Genomic DNA, 25332 nt, shown 5'->3' with positions numbered 1-25332 from the left:
CCGTGAGCACATGACAGGAGACGCAATGTCAGCAAAGGCATTCGGTGATTGCCCGGAGCGGCAGCCATGAGTGGTGCCGCCTGGTTGGCCTACCTCGCGGCGATCAGCGCGCTGATCATCTCGCCAGGCCCCTCGGCGTTACTGGTGGTGCGCACCGCCAGCAGCCTGAGTTTTGTCGCAGCCATCCGAGTTATCCTCGGCGGCAGCCTGTCGGCGCTGATCCTCATCTGTGTGTCGCTGGCTGGGCTGGCGCGCCTGGCCGGGGAGGATCTGCTCGGCCTGCTGCGCCTCTGCGGTGGCCTGTATCTGCTCTACGCCGGTATCAGCCAATGGCGCCAGGCGGCGCCAGGCGGCGCCACTGCAGACCCAGAGCCCCAGTGCACCCCACCAGCGGTTATTCCTGTCAGCGTTTCTGGTCGGCATGAGCAACCCCAAGGACATCCTGTTTTTCTCCTCTTTTCTCAGCCTGCTGGTCCCTCAGAACGGCAGCCTGCTGCTGCACAGCCAGATCGTGCTGGTCTGGGTGCTGGTCGACCTCGTGATCATGCTCGGGTATGCCTGGTTCGCTCGGCATCAGCGGCTACTCGACGGCCGTCAGTTATCCCGATGCTGCGCGGTGCTGCTGGGCGCCTTCGGCAGCGCAGCGCTACTGCTCGAAACGCAACCGCTCTACGCCCACCTCAGCGCACTCTAAGGCGGCGCTAGCACCAGGCCCGGCGCAGCGCCCGCAATGCCTCGCTGATCTGCGCTTCAGGCACCGCGGCAAAGCCCAGCACCAGCCCGGCGCGCTGATCTTCCGGCGTGCGGCTGTCGGGCAGCCAGTAACTGCTAAGCGCGCTGATCTCCACACCAACCCGCTCGGCGGCGCTGATCAGCTCACGCTCGCGAGCCAGGCTGTCGACCCGTACGCACAGATGCAGACCCGCCTCCACCACCGGCAGCGGCGCGCAGCCGGTTACATCCGCAGGCCAGCCCGCCAACAGCGCATCGCGCCGGCTGCGGGCCGCCGTGCGCATGCGGCGGATATGCCGCTGAAAGTGACCGGCGGCGATAAATTCGGCCAGCACCGCCTGGGTGCCGATTTCCGAATGGCGTATATCCAGGGCGCGACGTTGGGCAAAGGCTTCGGCCAGCACCGGCGGCAATACCAGATAACCCAGACGCAGCGCCGGAAAGGCGATTTTGCAGAAGGTGCCGACGTAAAGCACCCGGCCCTGGCGGTCGAGCGCCGCCAGCGGTGCCAACGGCGTGCCGCTGTAGCGGTACTCGCCGTCGTAATCGTCCTCGATAATCAGGCCGTTATTACGCTCGGCCCACTCCAGCAGTTGCAGGCGCCGCGCCAGCGACAGGGTGACGCCGGTCGGGTACTGGTGAGATGGCGTCACGTAGACCAACCGGCACTCTTCAATCTGCTCCAGCGCGGCGGTGTTAAGCCCTTCGCCATCCACCGCCACACCGCACAGTTGCGCTCCAGCTATCGCCAGGGCATGGCCGGCAGCGCGGTAACCGGGGTTCTCCACGGCCACCCGCGCGCCGGGCGTGACCAGCAATTGCGCGCACAAGCTGATGGCCTGCTGCGCGCCATTGGTGACGATGATCTGCGCCGGATCGCAATGCAGGCCGCGGCTGTTGCGCAGGTAAGCGGCGATCAGCTCGCGCAGCTGCCAATCGCCAGCCGGGTCGCCATAGCCCAGACGCGCCGGCGAGGGTTTGCGCCAGAAGCGCGCGGACAAGCGCGCCCAGGTTTCGAAGGGAAACAGATCAAAAGCTGGCACGCCGACGCGAAACGCCCGTGGCGGGCCGCTCAATGGCGGGTTCAGATGATGATTCTGTAACAGCTGCAAAGCGGCACTCTGCGTGCTGCCAGACAGCTGAGCCTGGGCAGAGGGCGCGGGCGTTGGCCGCGTCGCCCCGCTTAACTCGGCCACATAAGTGCCGGCGCCGATGCGCCCCTCGATATAGCCCTCGGCATACAGCTGATCGAAAGCGCGGGTCACGGTGTTGCGCGAGATACCCAGCAGGTTCGCCAGATCACGACTGGCCGGCAAGCGCGTGCGGCGTTGTAGGCGGCCATCGAGGATGCGTTCACGCAGCGCCTGATACAGCTGACGCGCCAGGCCGCGCTGTGGGTCGAGGTGAATGCCGGACAGATCGACCGGCAGCGGCGCAGCGGACGGAATGGCCATGCCGATTGGCTCCATAGAAGTCGCAGAAAGTGGATCTTACAACAGACCAATATTCTGCCTAGCATGGCTCCATCGCGTTCGCAGGCTGTTGAAAAACTACCTGCGTTGCCATTGCGGCGTTAAAAACAGGCCGAGACACGGCGTCTCAAAATGCTCATTTACAGCTCGTAAACTCCGCTTTTTCGCCTGTTTTTGCCTTGCACTGGCTGCCTCGCCAACGTTTTTCAACGGCCTGCTAGGAGCCCGCCCATGTACACGCCCGCCGCCTTCCGCCAGGACGACCTCGTCACGCTGCACCAGCAGATACGCGCAACGCGCCTGCCTACGCTGGTCAGCCACGGTACTCAGGGCCTACTCGCCAGCCATCTGCCGTTGCTGCTGGATGCCGATGAAGGCCCCTACGGCACACTCTACGGCCACTTCGCCAAGGCCAACCCGCAGTGGCGCGACCTCGACGAGGGCAGCCAGGCGCTGGTGATCTTCCAGGGCGCGGAGGCCTATATCAGCCCGTCCTGGTACGCCGTCAAAGCCGAGCACGGCAAGGTGGTGCCGACCTGGAACTACATCAGCGTGCAGGCCCATGGCCGCGCCAAAGTGTTCGATGACGCCGAGCGTCTGCTGCAATTGGTCAGCCGCCTCAGCGATCAGCACGAAGCCGAGCGTCCGCAGCCCTGGGCGGTCAGCGATGCACCGCGCGACTACATCGACAGCATGCTGCGCGCCATCGTCGGCTTCGCCCTGCCCATCGAGCGCCTGGAAGGCAAATGGAAGCTCGGACAAAACCGCAGCCAAGCCGACCAAACCGGCGTGCGCGAGGGCCTGCACGCCAGCCATGACCCATGCGACCGCGAACTGGCCGCACAGATCAATAGCCAACACTTAGCCAAGGAAGCGCCATGAGCATTGAAATCCGCCCCGTCAGCACTACCGATCACGCCGCCTGGTTGCCGCTGTGGCAGGGCTATCTGCACTTTTACCAAAGCGCGTTGCCCGCCGAGGTCAGCGCCATGACCTGGCAGCGCTTTCTCGACCCGAGCGAGCCCACCCATGCCGCCCTCGCCTGGCGTGACGGCCAGGCCGTGGGGCTGGTGCAGTGGATCTTCCACCGCAGCAACTGGTCGCTGGAGCACAGCTGCTACCTGCAGGATCTGTTTGTCGGTAGCGATCAGCGCGGCGGCGGCATCGGGCGGCGGCTGATTGAGCACGTCTATACCCAGGCCCAAGCGGCCGGCTCCAGCCGCGTGCATTGGCTGACCCAGGAAACCAACTACCCAGGCCGCCAGCTCTACGACCGCATCGCCGAGCGCTCGGGCTTTATCCAGTACCGCAAACAGTTCTGAACAGGAGCTGCAGCATGCCCCAGCAACCGCTACACGACTGGCAGCCCGTGCCCACCCCGGCCCATAAACCCCTGGACGGTCAGTATGTGCGCCTCGAACCGCTCGACCCGGCGCGCCATGGCGACGATCTGTGGCAGGCGTTGCAAGGCCCGGATAGCGACCCGGCACTCTGGGATTACCTGCCCTACGGTCCATTCAGCGAACGCGCGGGGTTCGATGCCTGGCTGAGCGGTCATGCGGCCAGTCGCGATCCGTTGTTCTTTTGCGTGATCGGCCTGAGCCAGCAGCGTGCAGTTGGTCTGCTGAGCTATCTGCGCATTGCGCCCAAGGATGGCTGTATCGAGATCGGCCATATCGCTTTCGGCCGCGCCATGCAGCGCAGCCCGGCGTCGACCGAGGCGGTTTACCTGCTGGCTAAGCTGGCCTTGGGCGAGCTTGACTACCGCCGCCTGGAGTGGAAATGCAACGCCGACAATGCCCGCTCGATGCGCGCCGCCAAGCGTCTGGGCTTCCGCTACGAAGGGCTGTTTCGCCAGCATATGGTGGTCAAAGGGCGTAACCGCGACACCGCCTGGTTTGCCATCCTCGACAGCGAATGGCCGGCCTGCAACGCGGCCTTCGAACGCTGGCTGGCGGTGGACAATTTCGATGCAGAGGGGCGGCAGCAGCAGCGTCTGCAAGACCTGCGGTAATAGCGCAGCGATTTATTCGATCTCGAACAGCCCGTTCTTTAGCGGTGCATCGGCCAGCCGCTGGCGCACGTCGTCGTCGATGCGCGGATCATCCGGGCGGTACAGGCGCACCTGGCGGTAGGCGCTGATGCGGTTGATCTCGGTGCCCAGGTATTCCCACACCACGCGGGTACAGGCCGGGCTACGGCGGTCGCCGCTGGAGACGCCGGTTTTCAGGCCGTTCAAGCGGGTGATGCGGCTCTTGTAGCTGGGAATCAGAATGGTCTGACTCATTTCGTTGAGGGTCAGCGATTCGTAGTCCATCAGAAACAGCCGGTCCTGCAGCTGAAACGCAGCACCTAGGTAGCGGCAGCGCACCCAGTCTTCGCCCTGCACGTCGGCGCTGGCGGATCGCTCCTGACGCTCCTGGCGCTCGAACAGGAAGTCGCCGTCCTCCTCCCACAGATGCACCAGCGACAACAGCACGGTGCCCGGCACCGACATGCAGTTGGAGTATTCGAAGTAGTAGCCGCAGTAACGCGACAGGTTGCCGGCATGTGCGCGCAGGGGCTTGAGCAGCTCCACCAATGCGTCGGTACGTGCGCCGGAAACCTGGCCCGGCGTACGCGCACCAATCAGGTCGGCAAACTGCTCGGCCGGCAGGCTCAGCTCGTAGGCTTCGACACCGAAGAAATCGCAGATCCGCTTGAGGTTGTAAGCCGTCGGTCGGCTTTGTCCGCTCAGGTATTTGTTGAACTGGGCGCGATTGATCGCGAGCTTGCGGCAAACCTCGGCGATTGACCGGTAATGGCTGCACAACAGCTTTAGATTGGACCCTAGATGGTCGGACATGGCGGTTTTCCTGGTGATGCGAGCGACGCGATTCTAGCATCAACTCGCATCAGTTCGCCGCGACCCGCGAAATTGCACGACAAAGGCCCTTGCACAACCATGCCGGGGCCGCACGGTGGCGCGGTGTCAACCTATCTAAAACAACAAGAGAGGCAACCTCATCATGCTCGATCTGCTCAATGACCTGCTCTGGAGCAAGGTCCTCATCGTCGCCCTGGTCGGGCTCGGTCTGTACTTCTCGATTCGCTCGCGTTTCGTCCAATTCCGTTACTTCGGCGACATGTTCCGCATCTTCGCCGAAGCCTTTGAGCGCCAGCCAGGCCAGCTCAGCTCGTTTCAAGCACTGATGCTTTCGGTCGCTGGCCGCGTAGGGGCCGGCAACATCGCTGGCGTCGCAGTGGCGATCATGCTCGGCGGCCCTGGCGCCGTATTCTGGATGTGGCTGGTGGCGCTGCTCGGTATGGCCACTAGCTACTTCGAATGCTCCCTGGCGCAGCTGTACAAGCGCCGCGAGGCTGATGGCACCTACCGTGGTGGCCCGGCGTTCTACATCCTGCACGGCCTGGGTCAGCGCTGGATGGCGGTGGTGTTCTCAATCCTGCTGCTGGTGACCTTCGGCTTCGGCTTTAACGCCGTACAGTCCTACACCGTCGCCACTTCGCTGCATGACACCTTTGGTCTGCCGACCTATGTCAGCGGTCTGGTACTGGTAGCGGTCATCGGCCTGATCATCTTCGGCGGCATCAAGCGCATCGCCAGCATGGCTGACGTGCTGGTACCGATCATGGCGTTCTCCTACATCGGCATGGCGCTGGTGGTACTGGGCATGAACATCACCGAAGTACCAGAAACCCTGGCCCTGATCGTGCGTAGCGCCTTCGGCCTGGAGCCAGCTTTCGCCGGCGGTATCGGTGCGGCCATCATCATGGGCGTGAAACGCGGCCTGTTCTCCAACGAAGCGGGCCTGGGCAGTGCGCCAAACGTAGCAGCCGTCGCCGAGGTCAAGCACCCGGCCGCTCAGGGCATCGTGCAGTCGCTCAGCGTGTTTATCGACACCATTCTGGTATGCACCAGCACCGCGCTGATCATCCTGCTGTCGGGCGTGTATCAGCCGGGTAGCGAGATGGCGGGCGTCGTTCTGACCCAAACTGCTCTGGCCGCCGAAGTTGGCGAATGGGGCCGCGTATTCGTCAGCATGGCGCTGCTGCTCTTCGTCTTCACCACCCTGGTGTACAACTACTACCTGGGTGAGAACGCCCTGAGCTTCTTCAGCAAGAAGCGCTGGTTGCTGCAGCTGTACCGCGTGATGGTGATTGCACTGGTGCTGTGGGGCTCGATGCAGGACCTGTCGACCGTATTCGGCTTCGCCGACGTAACCATGGGTCTGCTGGCATTGGTCAACCTGACCGCCATGTTCCTGCTGTTCAAGACTGGCCTGCGCCTGATGCGCGACTATGACGACCAGCGCAAAGCCGGTGTAGAGTCCCCAGTATTCGATGCGAAAAACTTCGCTGATCTGGACCTCGACCCAGCCGCCTGGCCAAACGCGGCGCAAAACGCCCCGGCCAACCATGCGGAAATTGGCAACAGCGTGCATCAGCGCTAAGCCGCCGCTAACGCTGTATACGCTGTAATAAACAGGGGGCTTGGCCCCCTGTTTTCTTATAAGAACAATGAAAGTACGGAGACCCCTGATGGGTTGTAGCAATCTTCTGGTGCTCTACACCGGTGGCACCATCGGCATGCAAATGAGCGCCACGGGCCTGGCCCCAGCGTCCGGTTTCGATGAGCGCCTGCGCCGCCAGCAAGCGCTGGAGTCTCAGCCGCTGCCGCAATGGACCTTCCGCGAGCTGCTGCCGCCAATCGACAGCGCCAATATGAACCAGCACAACTGGCTGGCGATGGTCGCGGCGATTCGCGCCGGCATCGAGCAGGACGGCTGCGACGGCGTACTGCTGCTGCACGGCACCGACACCCTGGCCTACAGCGCTGCCGCCTTGAGCTTTCTGCTGCTGGGTTTGCCCGTACCAGTGATTCTCAGCGGTTCGATGCTGCCGGCCGGTGCCGAGGGCAGCGATGCCTGGGGCAACCTGTTCGGCGCCATGCGTGCGCTGCAGGCCGGCGTCACGCCGGGCGTGCACCTGTATTTCAACGGTGAGCTGCTGCATGGCGCGCGGGTGAGCAAGCTGCGCAGCGATGCCTTCGATGCCTTCCACGTGCTGCCACGCCAGCGCCAGAGCCCACGTGCGGAAAGCATTCCAGCGAATATCGACTACCGCCAACCGCGCCAGCCGGTGAATCTGGCCGTACTACCGTTCTACCCCGGCATCCAGGCAAACCACGTGCGCGCCTTGCTGGACAGCGGCGTGCAAGGTCTGCTGCTGGAGTGCTACGGCAGCGGCACAGGCCCGTCAGACAACGCTGAACTGCTCGATGTGCTCAAGGCCGCCCATGCACGTGGCGTGGTGCTGGCCGCAATCAGCCAGTGCCCGCACGGCCATGTCGAATTTGGCGTATATGCCGCCGGCAGCCAACTGGCCAGCGCCGGGCTGATTTCCGCCGGCGGTATGACCCGTGAAGCGGCGCTGGGCAAGCTTTTCGCCCTGCTCGGCGCCGGTCTGAGCCAGGCCGAGGTGGAACACTGGTTCGCCCTGGATGTCTGTAGTGAACGCGCCGATTGAAGGCTGGGCTCTTGCAGCTAGGCTGTAAGGGCTTTACTAAACCAACGAGGTTGCCAGCATGCCCATCCGCATTCCCGTCGAGATCCGCCCGATAACCGACGCCGACCATGCCGTATGGCTACCGCTGTGGCAGGGCTATCAACGGTTCTATATGACCGAGATCGCCGCAGCGACCAGCGACACCACCTGGCAGCGCTTTCTCGATCCGGCCGAACCGATGCACGCCGCGCTGGCCTGGCACGAAGGTCAGGCGATCGGTTTGGTGCACTGGATCTACCACCGCTCGACCTGGACACCCGGCGACTACTGCTACCTGCAGGACCTGTTTATCAGCAAGGATGTACGCAGCAGTGGTGCCGGCCGTAAGCTGATCGAGCACGTCTACCGCGAAGCCCAGGCACAGGGCTGCTCGCGTACCTACTGGATGACCCACGAGAGCAACAGCAAGGCCATGCTGCTGTATGAACGTATCGCTGAACGCTCTGGTTTCATCCAGTACCGCAAAGTGTTCTAAGCACTGACTGCGTGGTCAGAAATTATGCCATGCGCTCTTGCCGCAGGCAGATTACAGCGTTATCTTTTGCGCCACGCCCGGCCACCTGCGCCGGCCGCGCACCTGGATCAGCAGACAGGGTAAACACTGAGCTGGCTAACCTGAACCCAACTTCAGAGGAGCCAACTCAATGGCTGCTACACGTATCTGGATCAAAAACCCCCTCGCCATCTTCACTGCCAACAACCTCGACGCTGCCGGCGGCTTGGTGATTGACGACGGCGTAATCAGCGAACTGCTCAAGGCCGGTCAGCAACCCAGCCAACCCTGCAATCGCACCTTCGATGCCCGCGAACATGTGGTGCTGCCGGGGCTGATCAACACCCACCACCACTTCTATCAAACCCTCACCCGCGCCTGGGGCCCAGTGGTCAATCAGCCGTTGTTTCCCTGGCTGAAAACCCTTTACCCGGTGTGGGCACGCCTGACACCCGAGAAGCTCGCCCTGGCCAGTAAAGTGGCCCTCGCTGAACTGTTGCTGTCCGGTTGCAGCACCGCGGCGGACCACCACTACCTGTTCCCAGGCGGCCTGGAAAACGCCATCGACGTGCAGGTGGAAGCGGTGCGCGAACTGGGCATGCGTGCCATGCTCACCCGCGGCTCGATGAGCCTCGGCGAAGCCGACGGCGGCCTGCCACCGCAGCAGACCGTGCAACAGGGTGAAGTGATCCTGACCGATAGCCAACGACTGATCCAGGGCTACCACCAGCGCGGCGACGGCGCGCAGATCCAGATCGCCCTAGCGCCCTGCTCACCCTTCTCGGTGACCCAGGAAATCATGCGCCAGAGCGCCGAACTGGCCGAAGAACTGGACGTGCGCCTGCACACCCATCTAGCCGAAACTCTCGATGAAGAGGACTTCTGCCTGCAGCGCTTCGGCCTGCGCACCGTGGACTATCTGGACAGCGTCGGCTGGCTCAGCTCACGCACCTGGCTGGCCCACGGCATTCACTTCAACCCGGATGAAATCGCCCGCCTCGGCCAGGCCGGCACCGGCATCTGCCATTGCCCAAGCTCGAATATGCGCTTGGCCTCGGGCATCTGTCCGACCCTCGACCTGGAAGCCGCCGGCGCACCCATAGGCATCGGCGTGGATGGCTCGGCCTCCAACGATGCCTCGAACATGATTCTCGAAGCGCGTCAGGCTTTGTATATCCAGCGCCTGCGCTACGGCGCCGAGAAGATCACCCCGGAACTGGTGCTGGGCTGGGCCAGCAAGGGTTCGGCCAAGCTGCTGGGGCGCAGCGATATTGGCGAACTGGCGGTGGGCAAGCAGGCCGACCTGGCCTTCTTCAAACTCGACGAGCTGCGCTTCTCCGGCAGCCACGACCCAATCTCCGCCCTGCTGCTGTGCGGCGCAGACAAGGCCGACCGGATGATGATTGGCGGCCAGTGGCGGGTGATTGACGGCCAGATCGAAGGCCTCGACGTGGCCAAGCTGATCGCCGATCACCGCCAGGCGGCGAAGGAGCTGATTGCCGGGTAAAACGCGTAGTCGGCTAATCCACGACACCCGAGACGGGTTTACGGTCTCGCGAGCTAGAGTGAGACGAGGCTGTTTTTAACGCAGTATCACCGACGCGCAGCAGATCGTGGCGCGCTAGAACACCGACCAGCCGATCCGCTCGCTCAGCAGCTCCAGGGCCTTGATCCCGGCCAGGGAGTTGCCGGCGGCGTTCAGCTCAGGTGACCATACGCACACGCTGAAACGCCCCGGCACCACCGCGACAATGCCGCCGCCAACACCACTCTTGCCCGGTAGGCCGACACGGTAGGCAAAGTTACCAGCTTCGTCGTACAGGCCGCTGGTGGCCATGATCGCGTTGACCTGTTTGCTCTGCCGCGCACTCAAAATCGACTGACTGCTGTGCTTGCAGAAGCCGTCGTTAGCCAAAAAGCAGAACGCCCGCGCCAAGTCGACGCAGCTCATGCGCAGCGCGCAGTAACTGAAATAGCTGCGCAATACCGCTTCCACATCGTTGTGAAAATTGCCGAAGGACTGCATCAGGTAAGCCGCCGCTGCATTGCGTGCGCGGTGCTGGTATTCCGACTCGGCCACCCGCTGGTCCACCGCCACCTCCGGATTACCCGCCAGACGGCGCACAAAGTCACGCATCGACAGCACTGGCGCAGCAAAGCGCGACTGATTGATGTCGCAGATCACCAGCGCACCGGCATTGATAAACGGATTGCGCGGCTTGCCCCGCTCGAACTCCAGCTGCACCAACGAATTGAAGGGTTGGCCGGAGGGCTCATGACCCAAACGCTGCCAGATATCCTCACCGGAATGCTCGATCGCCTGCACCAGGCTGAACACCTTGGAAATGCTCTGCACGGAGAACGGCGTGTGCGCATCACCGGCGCAGAACAACTCGCCGTCGTTGCTGTACACCGCAATGCCCAGCTGGTTGGCCGGCACATCAGCCAGTGCCGGGATGTAATCGGCCACTTTCCCTTGCCCGATCAGCGGGCGGACTTGATCAAGAATTTCATTCAATAGCGCTTGCATACTCAGGCCCATAGCGGCGCCCAGACGCCCGGGCTCTGTGGCTAGACGCTTGCGGCAAGACGCTGATCACAGCCGGGCCCGGAAAACTTTTCAGGAACACCCCCGGCACAGGCAAACCCGATCAAAACTGGGTATATTGCGCGCCCGCGCAGCTGGCCAATGGCCAGATTGACGCCTGCTCGTGAATGTTCACGGATGACCATAAGGATCGACACGCATGTCCGCACTCCGCCTCAGCACCCTGTTACTCATCGCCCTCGCCTGCGCAGGCTGCTCCACCGGCGCCTGGTTCAAACTGCCGGAAAACAGCACCCTGGTGATCAACGAACGACCGGCGAAGAACAACCAGGGGCTTGTCCGCAGCCGTCCCTTCTCCTGGGGCGCCAGCGCAGGTATTCCCTACCGTATCGAAGACAATCAGGCCAATACCATCCGCTCTGGCAAATTGAAGAGCCGTTTCCGAGTGGCCTCGATCTTTTGGCCACCAGTCGGCATCGCTTACTGGCCAATGGGTTTCGGTCAACGCTGCTTTGATCTAACCGGCGAAGCACCGCAGACCTGTACCTATCAAGACCTGCTGGAACTGCGCACCGCCCATCGCCTGCGCCGCTAAAACTTTTCCGCGCGCAGCACTTCCACCTGGGCCAGGTAGCAGACCATGGCGTAGTTGGCGTAGTAGCGCGCCTGCAGGTGGCCGGCGATGCGTTCAGCGACATCGCGGGTGCAGATGATATCCACGCGGATATTGCCTTCGGTGTCCCAGCCGGCACTGCGCACGCCGCGGCCACCTCGGCCGCGGGCATCGGAGATGGTCCAGCCCGGCGCGCCGAGCTGTTCCAGGTCAGCCACCAGCTTTTTCTCCAGCGCCGCTTCGCAGATCACGGTAAGCAGGGTGCGGATATGCGCGTCCATCTAGAGCCCCCAGGCCATCAGCTGTTCGGCCAGCATCAGGTACAACGGGATGCCGACGATGATATTGAAGGGAAAGGTAATGCCCAGCGACGCCGTCAGCGACAGCGACGGGTTGGCCTCGGGCAAGGCCAGGCGCAAGGCCGCCGGCACGGCGATATAGGAAGCAGACGCCGCCAGCGTAGCCAGCACCGCTGTACCGCCGAGGCTCAGGCCCATAAAACGACCGAGTAGCGCGCCGATCAACGCACCGAACAACGGCATCAGCAAGGCAAAACCTAGCAGGCGCAAACCGAACTGCTTGAGCGAGCCGAGCTGACCGGAGGCAATCAGCCCCATCTCCAACAGGAACAGCGCCAGCACCGGTTTGAACATGCTGGTGTAGAACGGCTCCAGCGGCTTGATTGCCTCTTTTCCGGCAATCGCACCGATGATCAGGCCGCCGAGCAGCAGCATGATGCTCTTGCCGAGAAAGATTTCCCGGCCCAACTCGCCCCAATCGGTGTCGCGGGCAATCCCCTTAGCCAACAGGATGCCGACCAGAATCGCCGGGATTTCCAGAATGGCGACAAACAGTGGCATGTAGCTTTCGAACTCGATGCCCTTGGCCAGCATGTAGGCCACGACCACAGCAAAGGTCCCGGCGCTGACCGAACCATAGTGCGCCGCCACTGCGGCGGCATTGACCCGGTCGAAGCCCAGACCGCGCAGCACGGCAAAGGCCAGCAGCGGCAGCGCCACACCCAGCCCCAGCACCCAGGCGGCCTGCCCGAGCAACTGCCAGCTGGCCTGCTCGGCCAACTCCACACCGCCGTGCAGACCAATGGCCAGCAGCAGAATGATGGAGAGGGTTTCATACAGCGCAGGTGGCAATTTCAGCTCGCTTTTCAGCAAACCCGCCAACAGGCCGAACACAAAGAACAGCACCACCGGATCCAGACTCACCGCGCATTGCTCCCGTATTGAACTGCTATTAAGACGCCTGTCGCGTCACACCTGCTCGAATAAAAGGTCATGCCCCCACCACGCGTTGTGCTGATACCCGCAGTTTTGCCCAGTCTCCTGCTGAGAACAGCAGAACCCTGCACAGCGGGGCATAACCGAAAAAAGGAGCCTTACGGCTCCAGGGACTCAGGCACTGGGCCTAAGAACCCATGCAGGTGCGACGAATAAGCCGCGCCTGCGGTGTAAAAAGAAGCCCCAAAAAAGCCATTCAAATGCCTGTTCAAACAGCCGGGGCTTCCGAGGTTAACCTTCGATTTCCACCAGTACGTCGCCCGGATTGACCCGGTCGCCCTTGGCCACATGCACCGCCGTCACGGTACCGGCAATCGGCGCCTGCACTTCGGTTTCCATTTTCATCGCTTCGCTGATCAGTACCGCCTGACCGGCCTTGACCGTGTCACCGACCTTGACCAGTACATCGACGATATTGCCTGGCATGCTGGTGCTGACATCGCCCGGCGCACTGGCCTGCTTACGCTTGCCAGAACTGCCCGCGACAAAATCATTCAGCGGTTCGAACACCACTTCTTCCGGCATGCCGTCGATCGACAGGTAGAAGTGGCGCTTGCCGTCGCTCTTCACGCCAACGCCGGTGATGTCGACGCGGTAGCTTTCGCCGTGTACATCCACCACGAATTCGGTCGGTACACCTTCACCACCCGCTGGGGCCACACCGCCGGCTTCCGGGATCGGCAGCAGCACCTCCGGTGTCAGGGTGCCGGCAGCACGGTCTTCAAGGAACTTGCGCCCGATATCCGGGAACATGGCGTAGGTCAGCACGTCTTCTTCGGACTTGGCCAGGCTGCCGATTTCCTCGCGCAGTTTGGCCATCTCCGGCTTGATCAGGTCGGCCGGACGCACTTCGATGACTTCTTCGCTGCCAATCGCCTGCTTGCGCAGCTGCTCGTTGACCTTGCCCGGCGCCAGGCCGTAGCGGCCTTGCAGATACAACTTCACCTCGTTGGTGATGGTCTTGTAGCGCTCGCCAGCGAGGACGTTGAACACCGCCTGGGTGCCGACAATCTGCGAGGTCGGGGTAACCAGCGGCGGAAAGCCGAGGTCTTCACGCACCCGCGGGATTTCCGCGAACACTTCGTTGATGCGATTCAGCGCGCCCTGCTCTTTCAACTGGTTGGCCAGGTTGGACATCATCCCGCCCGGCACCTGGTTGACCTGCACGCGGGTGTCCACGGCGGTGAACTCGCTTTCGAACTGGTGGTACTTCTTGCGCACCGCATGGAAGTACAGGCCGATCTCCTGGATCAGCGCAAGGTCCAGGCCAGTGTCGTAGGGGCTGCCCTTGAGTGCGGCGACCATCGACTCGGTGCCCGGATGGCTGGTGCCCCAGGCGAAGCTGGATATGGCGGTGTCGATATGGTCGGCACCGGCTTCAATCGCCTTGAGCTGGCACATCGAACCCATGCCAGCGGTGTCATGACTGTGGATAAATACCGGCAGGTCGACTTCCGCCTTCAGCGCCCGCACCAGATCAGCAGTGGCGTATGGGGTGAGCAGACCGGCCATATCCTTGATCGCGATGGAGTCGATGCCCATGGCCTGCATGGCCTTGGCCTGCTTCACAAACGCCTCAACGGTGTGCACGGGGCTGGTGGTGTATGCGATGGTGCCTTGTGCGTGCTTACCGGCGGCCTTCACCGCTTCAATGGATACGCGCAGGTTACGTACGTCATTCATCGCATCAAAGATGCGGAACACGTCGATGCCATTGACGGCGGCTTTAGCCACAAAGGCGCGCACCACGTCATCACTGTAGTGGCGATAACCGAGCAGGTTCTGTCCACGCAGGAGCATCTGCAAGCGGGTGTTAGGCAGACCGGCCTTGAGTTTGCGCAGGCGCTCCCAGGGATCTTCCTTGAGGAAGCGCACGCAGGAATCGAAGGTCGCGCCGCCCCAGACTTCCAGCGACCAGTAGCCAACCTGATCAAGCTTGGCGCAGATCGGCAGCATGTCATCCAGGCGCATGCGTGTAGCGATGATCGACTGGTGGGCATCGCGCAGGATGGTATCGGTGATGGTGATCTTCTTGTTCATGGTCTGATTCCTTCCCCTACAGGCCGGCGTGGGCAGCGATGGCGGTGGCAATGGCGATGGCCAGGTGCGACGGGTTGCGCTTGATCGAGTATTCGGTCAGCTCCGGGTGCGACTCGACAAAACTGGTGTTGAACTGGCCGCTGCGAAATTCCGGGTTACGCAGGATTTCCTGGTAATAGGCGGCGGTGGTTTTGACCCCTTGCACGCGCATGTCATCCAGGGCGCGCAAGCCACGGGCCAGGGCTTCTTCCCAGGTCAGCGCCCAGACGATCAGCTTCAGGCACATGGAGTCGTAGTGCGGCGGAATGGTGTAGCCGGTGTAGATCGCCGTGTCGGTGCGTACTCCAGGACCGCCGGGGGCGTAATAACGGGTGATCTTGCCGAACGAGGGCAAAAAGTTGTTCTTCGGGTCTTCGGCATTGATACGGAACTGCAGGGCGAAACCCCGGTGGATGATGTCTTCCTGCTTGATCGACAACTCCAACCCCGAGGCGATGCGGATCTGCTCACGGACAATGTCGATGCCGGTGATTTCTTCGGTGATGGTGTGCTCCACCTGAACCCGCGTGTTCATCTCCATGAAGTACAGCTCGCCGTCCTCGGCCAGCAAGAACTCCACGGTACCGGCGTTCTCGTAACCCACCGCTTTGGCGGCGCGTACCGACAGGTCGCCGATGTAAGCGCGCTGCTCAGGAGTCAGCTGGGGGCTGGGGGCGATCTCAATCAGCTTCTGGTTACGCCGCTGAATTGAGCAATCGCGCTCGAACAGGTGCACGGTGTTGCCAAAACTGTCGGCAAGCACCTGCGCCTCAATGTGCTTGGGATTGACGATGCACTTTTCCAGAAACACTTCGGCACGGCCGAAGGCCTTGGTCGCCTCGGAGATCACCCGTGGGTAGGCCTGCTCCAGCTCGTCGCGGCTGTTACAGCGCCGGATACCGCGCCCTCCGCCGCCATTGGTGGCCTTGAGCATCACTGGGTAGCCGATGCGGTCGCCTTCGCGCAGTGCCTCGGCGATATCCGCCACGTTGCCTTCGGTACCGGGGGTGCAGGGTACGCCAGCGGCGATCATGCTGCGCCGCGCTTCGGTCTTGTCGCCCATGCGCCGGATCACTTCCGCGCTCGGGCCGATAAACTTAATGCCCCGCTCGACGCAGATGTCCGCCAGCTCGGCGTTTTCCGAGAGAAAGCCATAGCCGGGATGCAGTGCATCACAGCCGGTTTCCACCGCCAGGTTGACCAGCTTGCGCGGGTTCAGATAGCCGGCCAGCGGTTCCTCGCCAATGCTGTGGGCTTCGTCGGCGCGCTTGACGTGCAAGGCGTGGCGGTCGGCATCGGAGTACACCGCCACCGAGCGAATACCCATTTCGGCACACGCTCGCACGATGCGTACGGCAATCTCACCGCGGTTGGCTATCAGGATTTTCTTGATCACGAGCCAGCGTCCTCGATCACGTGAGCAGGCGAACGGCAAAACCGGTCGACGTGTGACCGCAACAGCAGCAGCGGTCAGGTGCTCACGCTACGCCGGCTTGGTGATTAACCAAAATCAATTATTATTGGGTTAGGCATTAGCTAAAGATTATAGTTAAGCCTGACCACTGCCCTCACACAGGTAAAATTTGTGCGTAAGTCCTTGCTGCGTATGACTTTTCGTCAGATTCAGGTATTTCGCTCGGTGTGCAGCCACCTGTCCTACAGCCGCGCCGCAGAGGAAATGGCCCTGACCCAACCCGCCGTAAGCCTGCAGATTCGCCAGCTGGAAGAGCTGATCGGCCAGCCGCTGTTTGATTACATCGGCAAGAAGCTGTACCTGACCGAAGCCGCCGAAGCCCTGCAACGCGCCAGCGCGGATATTTTCGGCCGTTTGGAAAGCCTCGACATGCAGCTCTCTGACCTACAGGGCTCACTGCAAGGGCAATTGAGCCTGGCGATCGAATCCAGCGCCAAGTACTTCATTCCGCACCTGTTCGCCGCTTTTCGCCAGCAATACCCGGAAGTCAACTTACAGCTGGTGGTCACCAATCACACCCAGGCCCTCAAGCGTCTGAACGCCAACCGTGATGACCTGTTGATCATGTCGCGGGTGCCAACGGACATGAACCTGGAGTTTCTGCCCTTTCTGACGAACCCTATCATCGCCGTGGCGCCCGCCGATCACCCGTTGTGTAGCCAGGGCCCACTGAGCCTGCAGGACCTCACCGCATTTCCGCTGCTGATCCGCGAAGCGGGCTCCGGCACGCGCCAGGCCTGTGAGGAGTATTGCCACCAGAAGCGCGCGCACTTCGCGCAAACCTTGGAAGTCGGCTCCATGGAAGGTCAGTGCGAAGGCGTCATCGCCGGCCTTGGCCTTGCCCTGCTGCCACGTCACGCGGTGCGCCGCGAGTTGGAATGCGGCGTCCTGCGTGAGCTGCCGGTGAGCGAGCTGCCGCTGCTGCGCAGCTGGTGCCTGGTGCACCCGCGCAGCAAATACCTGTCACCGGTGGCCCAAGCGTTTTTCGCCTTCGTGCGCGATCAACGCAGCCTGATCAACACGCTGGCTGAGCGGTTTGCTGCGCCAATGCCTGCTTGCCCGCCAGGTAATTAGCTGCAATCAACTCCGGAAAGTCGACCAACTCATGTTGCAGCTGACGCTGCTCGGCATAGCTTTCAATGGCGCGACGGTATTCCATGCGGCGCTGGTCGATCAGCTTGCGCCGAGCTTTTGCATCGCTGCTTTCGTGAGACTGCGGTTTATCCAGATAGCCAGACATAGGGTGCAACTCCCAAGCTGAGTAAGGGAGTACCAGCATCGACCCTGGATATGACGCTTTGATGGCCACGCGATAACGTGGCGATGACATCAATCTTCGACGGTCTTATGCGACTTCGGCGACAGGCGCAGGCTGCGCAGACTGCGTTTGACACTCTTCAGGTGATTCACCAGGCCAGGGCCACGGGCCATGGCCACGCCCATGGCGAGTACGTCGATCACCACCAGGTGGGCGATGCGCGAAGTCAGCGGAGTGTAGATTTCAGTGTCCTCCTGCACATCGATGGCCAGGTTGACCGTGGCCAGATCCGCCAGCGGCGTCTGACTCGGGCACAGGGTGATCAACGTCGCGCCGGTTTCACGCACCAGGTTGGCGGTGATCAGCAAATCCTTGGAGCGCCCGGACTGCGAAATGCAGATGGCCACGTCGGTAGGTTTCAGGGTCACCGCACTCATCGCCTGCATGTGCGGGTCGGAATAGGCTGCAGCCGTGAGCAGCAGGCGGAAGAACTTGTGCTGGGCATCCGCCGCCACCGCGCCGGACGCACCAAAGCCATAGAATTCCACACGCTGGGCATTGGCAATCGCGGCAATGGCCTGCTGCAAGGCCTGGGTGTCGAGCTTTTCGCGCACTTCGATCAGGGTGTGCAGAGTGGTGTCGAAGATTTTCAGGCTGAAGTCGGCCACTGAGTCGTCTTCATGGATGGCGAACTGGCCGAAGCTGGCTCCCGCAGCCAGGCTTTGCGCCAATTTGAGCTTGAGGTCCTGAAAACCAGTGCAACCAATCGCCCGACAGAACCGTACGATCGTCGGCTCGCTGATGCCGACGCTATGGGCCAGCTCAGCCATGGAGCTGTGCATGACCGAAGCCGGATCAAGCAGAACATGGTCGGCGACCTTGAGTTCCGATTTGCGGAGTAGATGACGCGACTGGGCAATGTGCTGCAACAGGTTCACAGGTTTAGGCTCGGCTTTTGGCTAACGAATCCATCTAGCACGCCGCATCGGAGTCATGACTCGGTTATGATCGGCGAAAGACAGGTTGTAGTGGTCTTGTAGTTATACTACATGGCCGCCGCCGCCGCACGGTTAAACCGAGTCGGAGTTCCCACCTTGAGCATTCCCTGCGACATGCTGGTGTTTGGCGGCACCGGCGACCTGGCCCTGCATAAACTGCTGCCAGCGCTCTACCACCTGCATCGCGCCGCGCGCCTGCATACCGACACACGCATTCTGGCCCTGGCGCGCAGCGCGCTCAGCCGCTCAGCGTTTCAGGCCCTGGCCGAGCGCCATTGCCGCGCTCAAGTAGCGCGCAACGACTTCGACAACGACACCTGGGCCAGCTTCGCCGCACGGCTTGATTATTTTGCCATGGATGCCAGCCAGAGCGCCGATTTCGGCCGCCTGGGCAAACGCCTGGGGAACGATCCAGAGCGGGTGCGCATTTACTACCTGGCCACCGCGCCGGATTTGTTTGAAGACATCGCCTCGCACCTGAAAATCGCCAGCCTGGCTGGGCCCAAGGCGCGCATCGTGTTGGAAAAGCCGATTGGCCATTCGCTGGAGTCAGCTAAGGCCATCAACGCGGCCATTGGCGCCGTGTTCGATGAGTCACGGGTGTTCCGCATCGACCACTACCTGGGCAAAGAGACGGTGCAGAACCTGATGGCACTGCGCTTTGCCAACGCCCTGTTCGAGCCGATCTGGCGCGCCGGGCATATTGATCACGTACAGATCAGCGTGTGCGAAACCCTCGGCGTGGAAAATCGCGGCGCTTACTACGAAAAAGCCGGCGCCATGCGCGACATGATCCAGAACCACCTGCTGCAGCTGCTGTGCCTGGTGGCCATGGAAGCGCCGGTGCGTTTCGACGCCGAGGCGGTGCGCAACGAGAAGGTGAAAATCCTCGAAGCGCTGAAACCCATCACCGGTCTCGACGTGCAGGACAAGACCGTGCGCGGCCAATACACCGCCGGCAAGATCGGCGGCCAGGAAGTGCCCGCCTATTACTTCGAGAAGAATGTCGACAACGACAGCGACACTGAAACCTTTGTCGCCGTACAAGCCGAGATCGACAACTGGCGCTGGGCCGGCGTACCGTTCTACCTGCGCACGGGCAAACGTTTGGCGCGTAAAACCTCGGAAATACTCATCCAGTTCAAGCCAGTGCCACATCAACTGTTCGGCGGCGGCGAAGCCAACCGCCTGTTGATTCGCCTGCAACCGGAAGAACGCATCAGCCTGCAACTGATGGGCAAAAGCCCCGGTAAGGGCATGCACCTGCAGCCGGTTGAACTTGACCTCAACCTGGCGGATGCCTTCCATAAACAGCGCCGCTGGGATGCCTACGAGCGCCTGTTGCTCGACGTCATCGAAGGCGACTCAACGCTGTTTATGCGCCGCGACGAAGTGGAAGCCGCCTGGAGCTGGGTCGACCCGATCATCAAAGGCTGGCACCAGCACTACCAGAGCCCACGCCCCTACCCGGCCGGCAGCGATGGCCCGGAACAGGCCGGCAACCTGCTTGAACGCCACGAACGGCAGTGGATGGAATAGCCCAGCGGCTAGGCTAGTTGCTCTTCAAACACTTGCAGCACCGCTTCTGGCAGTTGCTGACGCAAGCCCTCGCCGCTGATCAACAGCAGCAGCGGCAGCAGTTTACGCAGGGTCGCTGGCTGCAACCCCGCGCACACATCGGCTTGCCGCGCTAAGGACAAACCGCCCAGCACCTGCGCTGCTACCGGTAGGTTGCGGTCCACCACCGCAGCCTCGGTGAGCTTGCACAGGTAGCCGGTAGAGAAGCTGCGCAGGCTCTCGCTGATCAGCGGCATATCGACGATGTGCCGAGCAATCTGCAGCACATGGTCAACATCGTTGATGCCGTAAATCAGCACCTTGATCTGCTTGGCCGACAAGCACTCGGCATACAGCGCCGCCGTGGCAAACGCACCATCGGCGCAGAGCTGGCGCGCCACCTCCAGGTGCAGGCTATCGGGCAGGCTGAGGTAGGTGTCGAGGATCAGTCGCGGGTCCAGATGGGTGGTCACCGCCGCCGCAAACTCAATGGGCATAACCATGATCAGCTCACGCAACTGCCCCGGCGGCATATGCGGCGCCAGCAGCGCGGCTTTCTCGGCTCCCAATTGCTGCACCAGCCCCAGTTTGACGCTTAACGGGGCCATGGCCTGGGACGCCAACAACAGGCGCAGGCCGACACTCAGGCTCGCGGGTTTGCGCATACGCACCTCGATTCAATCCAGACAGGCGTGCAGGATTACTCGCGTGAGGTGCAAAGGCAGCCATCTTTGATCCGGTTGCACAGCGGGCAGGCACGCTGTCGACCGATTCAGGTGGGAATAGAGGAAACACCGCGATGGCACGGCCCGGAAACCGACCGGTGAACTATGCGGCGCTGGCCGCCGGCCGAGCGCCACGCCAGAAGTACAGCAGCACGATGGGCAGCGCCAGCAGCCCCAGCACACCGGCGCTGATAAACAACGTGGCAAAACCCAGCTGCTCGGCCAGCCAGCCGCTGGTGGCGCCCACCAGCCCAGCCAACAGCAGCTGCACGCTGGCCTGCAGGGTAAAGTCCGCGCCCTCATGCTCGGGCCGGCACTGGCGCATCATCACCGCGAACAGCGCCACCGTGGACATGCCATCGGCGGTCTGCTCGAACAACGCCACCAGGTAGACCAAGCCGGTGCTGCTGCCGGCATTTACCAAAAGAGCCATGGCGGCGATCCCGCAAGCCTGCAACAGGCCGAACAGCAGCAGCGCCCGTAACGCGCCGATCCGCGCATACAGCAGGCCGCCGAGAAACGCCCCGGCGATGCCAGCCAGGCTGCTGATAAGGGTCAGCTGACCCAGCTCAGCATTGCTCCAGCCCTGATCCACCAACATCGGCTTGATCATCGGCGAACCCAGCGCATCGCCCAGCTTGAAACTCAGCAGCACCGCCAGCCAGAACAGCATGCCGGGCTGCAGCAGCAAGCCACGGTAATGCCGCAGCAACAGCCCAGGCCCGGCCGGCTCCACCTGCGCCGGTTGAAACGGCAGCTCGCGTCGCTCGTTAAAACGCCAGATCGGCAGCGTCATCAGCACCAGCAGCAGCGCCACCAACGCCACACTCAGGTTCCAGCCCAGCGCATCCATCGCCAGCAGCAGACCACTGCCGCTGACCAGCATGCCGACCTTGTAGCCACCCACCTGCAGACTGTTGCCTAGCCCGCGCCAGCGCTCTGGCAGCAGGCGTACGGCCAGCCCATCAGTGGCAATGTCCTGGGTCGAGGCAGCCAGGTTGACCAGCAGCAACAGGCCGATCAGCAAGAAAAAATGACTGTCGAACAGCCGCTCGGGACTCATCAGCGCCAGCGTCGCAATCACCGTAATGACGCCAAGCTGCAACGGCAGAATCCAGCCGCGATGATGACCCAAGCGCGGCGAAGCCAGCCGATCCACCCACGGCGCCCAGAGCACCTTGAGCAACCAGGGCAAGGCCAACAACTTGAGCAGGCCAATCAACGCCAGATCGACACCATGCTGACGCAGCAACACCGGCAGCGAATGCGCCAGTAACCCCGAGGGCAAGCCCTGGGCGCAATACAGCGAGGCCAGCAGGATCAGGGTGGCATTGGCCGGGCGCGCTGCGGGGGCGGAAGAAGTGGGCTGCATGTTGCGTCCTGCGAGTCAGCGAAAGCGCGACAGTAGCGGCCAGGCCGGCGGCAGACAAGCCGCCGGCCTGCCAATCAGAACTTGCTGACCTGCTCGCGCAGCAACTGGGCGAACTGCTCGACCGGCACCGGCTTGCTGATCAGGTAACCCTGGATCTCGTCGCAGCGCTGGCTCTTGAGGAAATCCATCTGCGCCTGGGTTTCCACGCCCTCGGCGACCACCTTGAGCTCCAGGCTGTGGGCCATGGCGATGATCGCGCGGGTGATAGCGGCGTCTTCGCTGCCGGGGGTGAGGTCGCGGATAAAGGTCTGGTCGATCTTCACGTAATCCACCGGGAAACGCTTGAGGTAGCTGAGCGAGGAATAGCCGGTGCCGAAGTCGTCGATGGCCAGTTTGACCCCCAGCTCGCGCAATTGCTGGAAGGTGCTGATCACACTTTCAACGTTGTCCAGCAACTGGCTTTCGGTCAACTCCAGCTCAAGGTACTGCGCCTCAAGGCCGGTTTCATCGAGCACCTGGCGCACCAGGCTGAGCAGGTTGCCCTGGCGCAGCTGATGCACCGAGAGGTTTACCGACACGCGAATATGCGCCAAGCCCTGCAGTTGCCAGGTACGCGCCTGCAGGCAGGCTTGGCGCAGGACGAATTCACCAATCGCGCCGATCAGCCCGGTTTCTTCGGCCAGCCCGATAAAGTCGCTCGGCGGCACCAGGCCCAGCTCCGGATGCCGCCAGCGCACCAGCGCCTCGGCCGCATTGAGGCTGTCGGACGCCAGGCACAGCTTGGGCTGGTAGAACACTTCCAACTGGCCTTCGTCGATGCCTTTGCGCAGCTGGTTTTCCAGCTGCAGGCGCTCCAGGGTGCAAGCCTGCAGGTTATCGGTGAAGAACTGGAAGGTGTTGCCGCCCAGGTGCTTGGCGTGTTGCATGGCCATATTGGCCTGGCTGACCAGAGCGGAGATTTCCCGCGCGTTATCCGGCAGCAAGCTGATGCCCAGGGAGGCGCTGACCACCAGCTCATGCCCGCCCACGGTCATCGGCACGCGCAGCTTGCTCAGTAGGCGGCTGGCCAACCGTGCCAGGCTGGAGAGGCTGCCGTAGGCGTCGATGAGGATGGCGAATTCATCACCGGACAGACGCGCCAGGGTATCGGCCTCCGGCACAGCCTGAGTCAGGCGCCGGCTGACCTGGCGCAGCAGCTGGTCGGCGACTTCATGGCCGAGGCTGTCGTTGAGCAATTTGAAGCGGTCCAGGTCGACGTGCAGCAAGGCGATACTGCGCCCGCTCTGTCGCGCCCGCTGGCTGGCGTCGTGCAGGCGCTCCTTGAACAGGCTGCGGTTGGCCAGGCCGGTCAGTTCGTCGTAGTGCGACAGGTAGCGCAGGCGCTCTTCGGCTTCCCGGCGCGACGACAGGTCGGCGAAGAAGCCGACGATATGGCTGACACTGCCCCGCGCATCGCGCACTACATTGAGTTGCAGCCACTGCGGATACAGCTCGCCGTTCTTGCGCGTTTCGATCAGCTCACCGCACCAGGTGCCGCTGTTTTCCAGCTCCAGGCGGATCATCTGATACTGCCGACGGCTGTCGCTGCTGCTGATCAGGCTGATTACGCTTTTGCCGACCACTTCGTCCTGGCGATAACCGGTCACGTCGCTGAAGGCCTGGTTGACCGACAGCAGGCGGTAGTCCGGGTCGAGAATCACGATGCCTTCGCTGGCGGCCTCGAACACTGTGGCGGCCAGCTGTTGCTGCTGCTCCTGCACCTTGCGCGCACTGATATCACGACGGGTGCCGAGCATGCGCAGCACGCGGCCTTCGGCGTCGCGCTCGACCGCGCGGCCACGGTCTTCGATCCACACCCAATGACCGGCGGCGTGCTTGATGCGGTATTCCACCTGATAGTCGTCACTGCGCCCTTTCATATGCTCGACCAGTGCACGACGCAGCACTGGCAGGTCATCCGGGTGCAGGCGCGGCTTGAGGTCGCGCAGCATCACCTGTACTTCATGGGGCTCCAGGCCGAAGATTTCCTTGAGGCGCGAGTGGTGCACCTCATCGCTCTGCAGGTCCCAGTCCCACAGGCCCAGCTCACTGGCCTCAATCGCCAGGGTCAGGCGCGCGCGGCTCTTGCTCAGGGCGTAGGTGGTTTCATCCAGTTCAAGCGTGCGCTCAGCCACGCGCATTTCCAGCTCATCATGGGCCAGGCGTAACTCGTGTTCGGCACGCCGCCGCTGTTCCACTTCATGGGCAAGCTCACCATTGAGACCTTCAGCCTGCTGCTTGGCGTGCTCCAGGTTGCTGATCAGTGCCTGGTTGTGAAACCGCTGTAGCAAGCTGCGCTGCACCAGCCGATTGACCTGCCAGGCCACCACCAGCAGGGCCAGCAGCAGAATACTGCCGAGCACACCCCAGCCCTGTTGCAACGGATGCTCGCTGAGCAGCAGATAGCCCACCGAGGGCAGCAGGCAGGGCAAGGCAAAACTGAGGAAGGCGGTAAAACTGATGGCATAGGCCACGCTGGCTGAAAGAATCGCCGCGGCAATCAGGCCGTAGACCAGGGCTTGCAGGTAAAACACATCCGCCGGCACCAGAGCGATAGCCGCAAACGCCAACGTCAGTCCCGAAGCGCCCGCGCCAAACAGGAACAACAGACGCCAGGAGCGTTCAGCCTGACGGCTGGGCAAGGCAGTATTGAAGGCCCGGACCTGCACCAAACGCAGCACGGCGAGGATCACCAGCCAGATTGCCCAGCTGACCAGCAGCACCGGTGGCAGCGCGCCCCATAACAGGAAGGCACACACCACGCCGCTGAGCAGCATGAACAAGGTTGGCACCTGCGAGCCCTGATAGAGCATGCGGGTGCGTTCGGCGGCGATATCTGTCGCGAACAGCTGAGCCACTTCCCGCCCGGAAGTCGGCTTGAGGCTATTGGCGGCAGCAAATGAAGTCGATGCGGTCATAGGCGATTTTCTTATAGTGGTTGCCTAAACGTCGGCGCAGCATACGCGAGCTAGACGCTTCGCCCAAGCCGGATGTGCGCCAATTCACAGTACAAATACCCAACTTTCGATGGTCACAGCCATAGCCCATCTACGCTCGTTGAGCTGACTCACCAGTCGTCCAATAAAACCGCCACAACAGCCTGGTTTGCCCT

General features: G+C 62.3%; 23 protein-coding genes and 1 pseudogene. 12 read left to right on the top strand and 12 right to left on the bottom strand.

Features of this window, described 5'->3' with window-relative positions:
• Nucleotides 1–66: 66 nt before the first annotated feature.
• Nucleotides 67–291 (top strand): annotated as a pseudogene (locus CUR33_RS20590) (LysE family transporter); the annotation flags it as partial.
• The gene (locus CUR33_RS20585) at nucleotides 230–694 is read left to right on the top strand and encodes a LysE family transporter (RefSeq protein WP_354000938.1); all 465 of its coding nucleotides are present in this window, start codon (nucleotides 230–232) and stop codon (nucleotides 692–694) included. The pseudogene CUR33_RS20590 and the gene CUR33_RS20585, both read left to right, overlap by 62 nt.
• Before the next feature lie 7 nt (nucleotides 695–701).
• Here CUR33_RS20585 and pdxR read toward each other — a convergent pair whose 3' ends face one another.
• A complete protein-coding gene (gene pdxR, locus CUR33_RS02990; RefSeq protein WP_354000937.1) occupies nucleotides 702–2186 on the bottom strand; it encodes a MocR-like pyridoxine biosynthesis transcription factor PdxR in 1485 nt (494 codons plus the stop codon).
• Nucleotides 2187–2435: 249 nt separating this feature from the next.
• Here pdxR and CUR33_RS02985 point away from each other — a divergent pair, with 249 nt between their 5' ends.
• From CUR33_RS02985 to CUR33_RS02975, 3 genes are read left to right on the top strand one after another with little or no spacing between them, the layout of a single operon-like run.
• Nucleotides 2436–3086: an FMN-binding negative transcriptional regulator gene (locus CUR33_RS02985; protein WP_289238662.1), complete on the top strand. Its 651-nt coding sequence runs from the start codon at nucleotides 2436–2438 to the stop codon at nucleotides 3084–3086.
• The gene (locus tag CUR33_RS02980) at nucleotides 3083–3526 is read left to right on the top strand and encodes a GNAT family N-acetyltransferase (protein ID WP_289238661.1); all 444 of its coding nucleotides are present in this window, start codon (nucleotides 3083–3085) and stop codon (nucleotides 3524–3526) included. Before CUR33_RS02985 ends, CUR33_RS02980 begins: the two co-directional genes overlap by 4 nt.
• 14 nt (nucleotides 3527–3540) lie before the next feature.
• A complete protein-coding gene (locus CUR33_RS02975) occupies nucleotides 3541–4218 on the top strand; it encodes a GNAT family N-acetyltransferase (RefSeq protein WP_289238660.1) in 678 nt (225 codons plus the stop codon).
• 12 nt (nucleotides 4219–4230) lie between these two features.
• Here the strand turns inward: CUR33_RS02975 and CUR33_RS02970 are convergent, their stop codons facing one another.
• Nucleotides 4231–5049 carry a helix-turn-helix domain-containing protein gene (locus tag CUR33_RS02970; RefSeq protein ID WP_160086160.1) on the bottom strand — a complete coding sequence of 273 codons (819 nt, stop codon included), beginning with the start codon at nucleotides 5047–5049 and terminating at the stop codon, nucleotides 4231–4233.
• A gap of 163 nt (nucleotides 5050–5212) precedes the next feature.
• On the opposite strand from CUR33_RS02970, the gene CUR33_RS02965 reads away from it, so the two are divergent.
• From CUR33_RS02965 to CUR33_RS02950, 4 genes are all read left to right on the top strand, one after another.
• Nucleotides 5213–6655 carry an alanine/glycine:cation symporter family protein gene (locus CUR33_RS02965; protein ID WP_289238659.1) on the top strand — a complete coding sequence of 481 codons (1443 nt, stop codon included), beginning with the start codon at nucleotides 5213–5215 and terminating at the stop codon, nucleotides 6653–6655.
• 88 nt (nucleotides 6656–6743) lie between these two features.
• Entirely contained in the window at nucleotides 6744–7730 is a 987-nt protein-coding gene (locus tag CUR33_RS02960) for an asparaginase (protein WP_289238658.1), read from the top strand.
• 58 nt (nucleotides 7731–7788) lie between these two features.
• Nucleotides 7789–8244, top strand: coding sequence for a GNAT family N-acetyltransferase (locus CUR33_RS02955; RefSeq protein WP_289238657.1), 456 nt, complete (start codon nucleotides 7789–7791; stop codon nucleotides 8242–8244).
• A 169-nt stretch (nucleotides 8245–8413) separates the two neighbouring features.
• Nucleotides 8414–9769: an 8-oxoguanine deaminase gene (locus CUR33_RS02950; protein WP_289238656.1), complete on the top strand. Its 1356-nt coding sequence runs from the start codon at nucleotides 8414–8416 to the stop codon at nucleotides 9767–9769.
• 114 nt (nucleotides 9770–9883) lie between these two features.
• Here CUR33_RS02950 and glsB read toward each other — a convergent pair whose 3' ends face one another.
• Nucleotides 9884–10792, bottom strand: coding sequence for a glutaminase B (gene glsB, locus CUR33_RS02945; protein ID WP_167144112.1), 909 nt, complete (start codon nucleotides 10790–10792; stop codon nucleotides 9884–9886).
• A 217-nt stretch (nucleotides 10793–11009) separates the two neighbouring features.
• Here glsB and CUR33_RS02940 point away from each other — a divergent pair, with 217 nt between their 5' ends.
• Nucleotides 11010–11405 (top strand): hypothetical protein, encoded by a 396-nt coding sequence (locus CUR33_RS02940; RefSeq protein ID WP_160086170.1) that lies wholly within the window; start codon nucleotides 11010–11012, stop codon nucleotides 11403–11405.
• On the opposite strand, the gene CUR33_RS02935 is transcribed toward CUR33_RS02940, so the two are convergent.
• From CUR33_RS02935 to CUR33_RS02920, 4 genes are all read right to left on the bottom strand, one after another.
• A complete protein-coding gene (locus CUR33_RS02935) occupies nucleotides 11402–11704 on the bottom strand; it encodes a P-II family nitrogen regulator (RefSeq protein WP_289238655.1) in 303 nt (100 codons plus the stop codon). The two genes, CUR33_RS02940 and CUR33_RS02935, sit on opposite strands and share 4 nt — an antisense overlap.
• The gene (locus CUR33_RS02930; RefSeq protein ID WP_090250873.1) at nucleotides 11705–12646 is read right to left on the bottom strand and encodes a sodium-dependent bicarbonate transport family permease; all 942 of its coding nucleotides are present in this window, start codon (nucleotides 12644–12646) and stop codon (nucleotides 11705–11707) included. It abuts the gene before it with no gap.
• 303 nt (nucleotides 12647–12949) lie between these two features.
• Nucleotides 12950–14758 carry a sodium-extruding oxaloacetate decarboxylase subunit alpha gene (gene oadA, locus CUR33_RS02925; RefSeq protein ID WP_160086174.1) on the bottom strand — a complete coding sequence of 603 codons (1809 nt, stop codon included), beginning with the start codon at nucleotides 14756–14758 and terminating at the stop codon, nucleotides 12950–12952.
• Nucleotides 14759–14774: 16 nt separating this feature from the next.
• Nucleotides 14775–16193 carry an acetyl-CoA carboxylase biotin carboxylase subunit gene (locus CUR33_RS02920; RefSeq protein WP_090250877.1) on the bottom strand — a complete coding sequence of 473 codons (1419 nt, stop codon included), beginning with the start codon at nucleotides 16191–16193 and terminating at the stop codon, nucleotides 14775–14777.
• Between the two features lie 189 nt (nucleotides 16194–16382).
• On the opposite strand from CUR33_RS02920, the gene CUR33_RS02915 reads away from it, so the two are divergent.
• The gene (locus CUR33_RS02915; RefSeq protein WP_090250880.1) at nucleotides 16383–17345 is read left to right on the top strand and encodes a LysR family transcriptional regulator; all 963 of its coding nucleotides are present in this window, start codon (nucleotides 16383–16385) and stop codon (nucleotides 17343–17345) included.
• Here CUR33_RS02915 and CUR33_RS02910 read toward each other — a convergent pair.
• Both CUR33_RS02910 and hexR read right to left on the bottom strand, forming a co-directional pair.
• Complete coding sequence (locus CUR33_RS02910; protein ID WP_160086176.1) at nucleotides 17287–17511, bottom strand: PA3496 family putative envelope integrity protein; 225 nt, start codon at nucleotides 17509–17511, stop codon at nucleotides 17287–17289. The genes CUR33_RS02915 and CUR33_RS02910 overlap by 59 nt on opposite strands.
• 89 nt (nucleotides 17512–17600) lie before the next feature.
• On the bottom strand, nucleotides 17601–18467 hold the full coding sequence (hexR, locus tag CUR33_RS02905) for a transcriptional regulator HexR (RefSeq protein WP_090250886.1): 867 nt from the start codon (nucleotides 18465–18467) through the stop codon (nucleotides 17601–17603).
• Nucleotides 18468–18578: 111 nt separating this feature from the next.
• On the opposite strand from hexR, the gene zwf reads away from it, so the two are divergent.
• Nucleotides 18579–20066, top strand: coding sequence for a glucose-6-phosphate dehydrogenase (gene zwf / locus CUR33_RS02900; RefSeq protein WP_289238654.1), 1488 nt, complete (start codon nucleotides 18579–18581; stop codon nucleotides 20064–20066).
• 8 nt (nucleotides 20067–20074) lie between these two features.
• Here the strand turns inward: zwf and CUR33_RS02895 are convergent, their stop codons facing one another.
• The 3 genes from CUR33_RS02895 to CUR33_RS02885 all read right to left on the bottom strand — a co-directional run bounded on the left by CUR33_RS02895 (nucleotide 20075) and on the right by CUR33_RS02885 (nucleotide 25138).
• Nucleotides 20075–20749: a hypothetical protein gene (locus CUR33_RS02895; protein WP_090250891.1), complete on the bottom strand. Its 675-nt coding sequence runs from the start codon at nucleotides 20747–20749 to the stop codon at nucleotides 20075–20077.
• A gap of 163 nt (nucleotides 20750–20912) precedes the next feature.
• Nucleotides 20913–22181 (bottom strand): MFS transporter, encoded by a 1269-nt coding sequence (locus CUR33_RS02890; RefSeq protein WP_289238653.1) that lies wholly within the window; start codon nucleotides 22179–22181, stop codon nucleotides 20913–20915.
• A gap of 74 nt (nucleotides 22182–22255) precedes the next feature.
• Nucleotides 22256–25138, bottom strand: coding sequence for an EAL domain-containing protein (locus tag CUR33_RS02885; protein ID WP_289238652.1), 2883 nt, complete (start codon nucleotides 25136–25138; stop codon nucleotides 22256–22258).
• Between the last annotated feature and the right edge of the window lie 194 nt (nucleotides 25139–25332).

The sequence above is a fragment of the Pseudomonas sp. FEMGT703P genome (genome assembly GCF_002786345.1).
GTDB lineage: Bacteria > Pseudomonadota > Gammaproteobacteria > Pseudomonadales > Pseudomonadaceae > Aquipseudomonas > Aquipseudomonas peli.
The sequence above is the reverse complement of the archived record's forward strand: the minus strand, read 5'-3'. Positions and strand labels throughout refer to the sequence as shown.

Coding starts and splice junctions, on each gene's coding strand:
- pdxR (WP_354000937.1), bottom strand. CDS start 2,186: ATGGCCATTCCGTCCGCTGCGCCGCTGCCGGTCGATCTGTCCGGCATT.
- CUR33_RS02985 (WP_289238662.1), top strand. CDS start 2,436: ATGTACACGCCCGCCGCCTTCCGCCAGGACGACCTCGTCACGCTGCAC.
- CUR33_RS02980 (WP_289238661.1), top strand. CDS start 3,083: ATGAGCATTGAAATCCGCCCCGTCAGCACTACCGATCACGCCGCCTGG.
- CUR33_RS02975 (WP_289238660.1), top strand. CDS start 3,541: ATGCCCCAGCAACCGCTACACGACTGGCAGCCCGTGCCCACCCCGGCC.
- CUR33_RS02970 (WP_160086160.1), bottom strand. CDS start 5,049: ATGTCCGACCATCTAGGGTCCAATCTAAAGCTGTTGTGCAGCCATTAC.
- CUR33_RS02965 (WP_289238659.1), top strand. CDS start 5,213: ATGCTCGATCTGCTCAATGACCTGCTCTGGAGCAAGGTCCTCATCGTC.
- CUR33_RS02960 (WP_289238658.1), top strand. CDS start 6,744: ATGGGTTGTAGCAATCTTCTGGTGCTCTACACCGGTGGCACCATCGGC.
- CUR33_RS02955 (WP_289238657.1), top strand. CDS start 7,789: ATGCCCATCCGCATTCCCGTCGAGATCCGCCCGATAACCGACGCCGAC.
- CUR33_RS02950 (WP_289238656.1), top strand. CDS start 8,414: ATGGCTGCTACACGTATCTGGATCAAAAACCCCCTCGCCATCTTCACT.
- glsB (WP_167144112.1), bottom strand. CDS start 10,792: ATGCAAGCGCTATTGAATGAAATTCTTGATCAAGTCCGCCCGCTGATC.
- CUR33_RS02940 (WP_160086170.1), top strand. CDS start 11,010: ATGTCCGCACTCCGCCTCAGCACCCTGTTACTCATCGCCCTCGCCTGC.
- CUR33_RS02935 (WP_289238655.1), bottom strand. CDS start 11,704: ATGGACGCGCATATCCGCACCCTGCTTACCGTGATCTGCGAAGCGGCG.
- oadA (WP_160086174.1), bottom strand. CDS start 14,758: ATGAACAAGAAGATCACCATCACCGATACCATCCTGCGCGATGCCCAC.
- CUR33_RS02910 (WP_160086176.1), bottom strand. CDS start 17,511: ATGTCTGGCTATCTGGATAAACCGCAGTCTCACGAAAGCAGCGATGCA.
- zwf (WP_289238654.1), top strand. CDS start 18,579: ATGGCCGCCGCCGCCGCACGGTTAAACCGAGTCGGAGTTCCCACCTTG.
- CUR33_RS02895 (WP_090250891.1), bottom strand. CDS start 20,749: ATGCGCAAACCCGCGAGCCTGAGTGTCGGCCTGCGCCTGTTGTTGGCG.
- CUR33_RS02890 (WP_289238653.1), bottom strand. CDS start 22,181: ATGCAGCCCACTTCTTCCGCCCCCGCAGCGCGCCCGGCCAATGCCACC.
- CUR33_RS02885 (WP_289238652.1), bottom strand. CDS start 25,138: ATGACCGCATCGACTTCATTTGCTGCCGCCAATAGCCTCAAGCCGACT.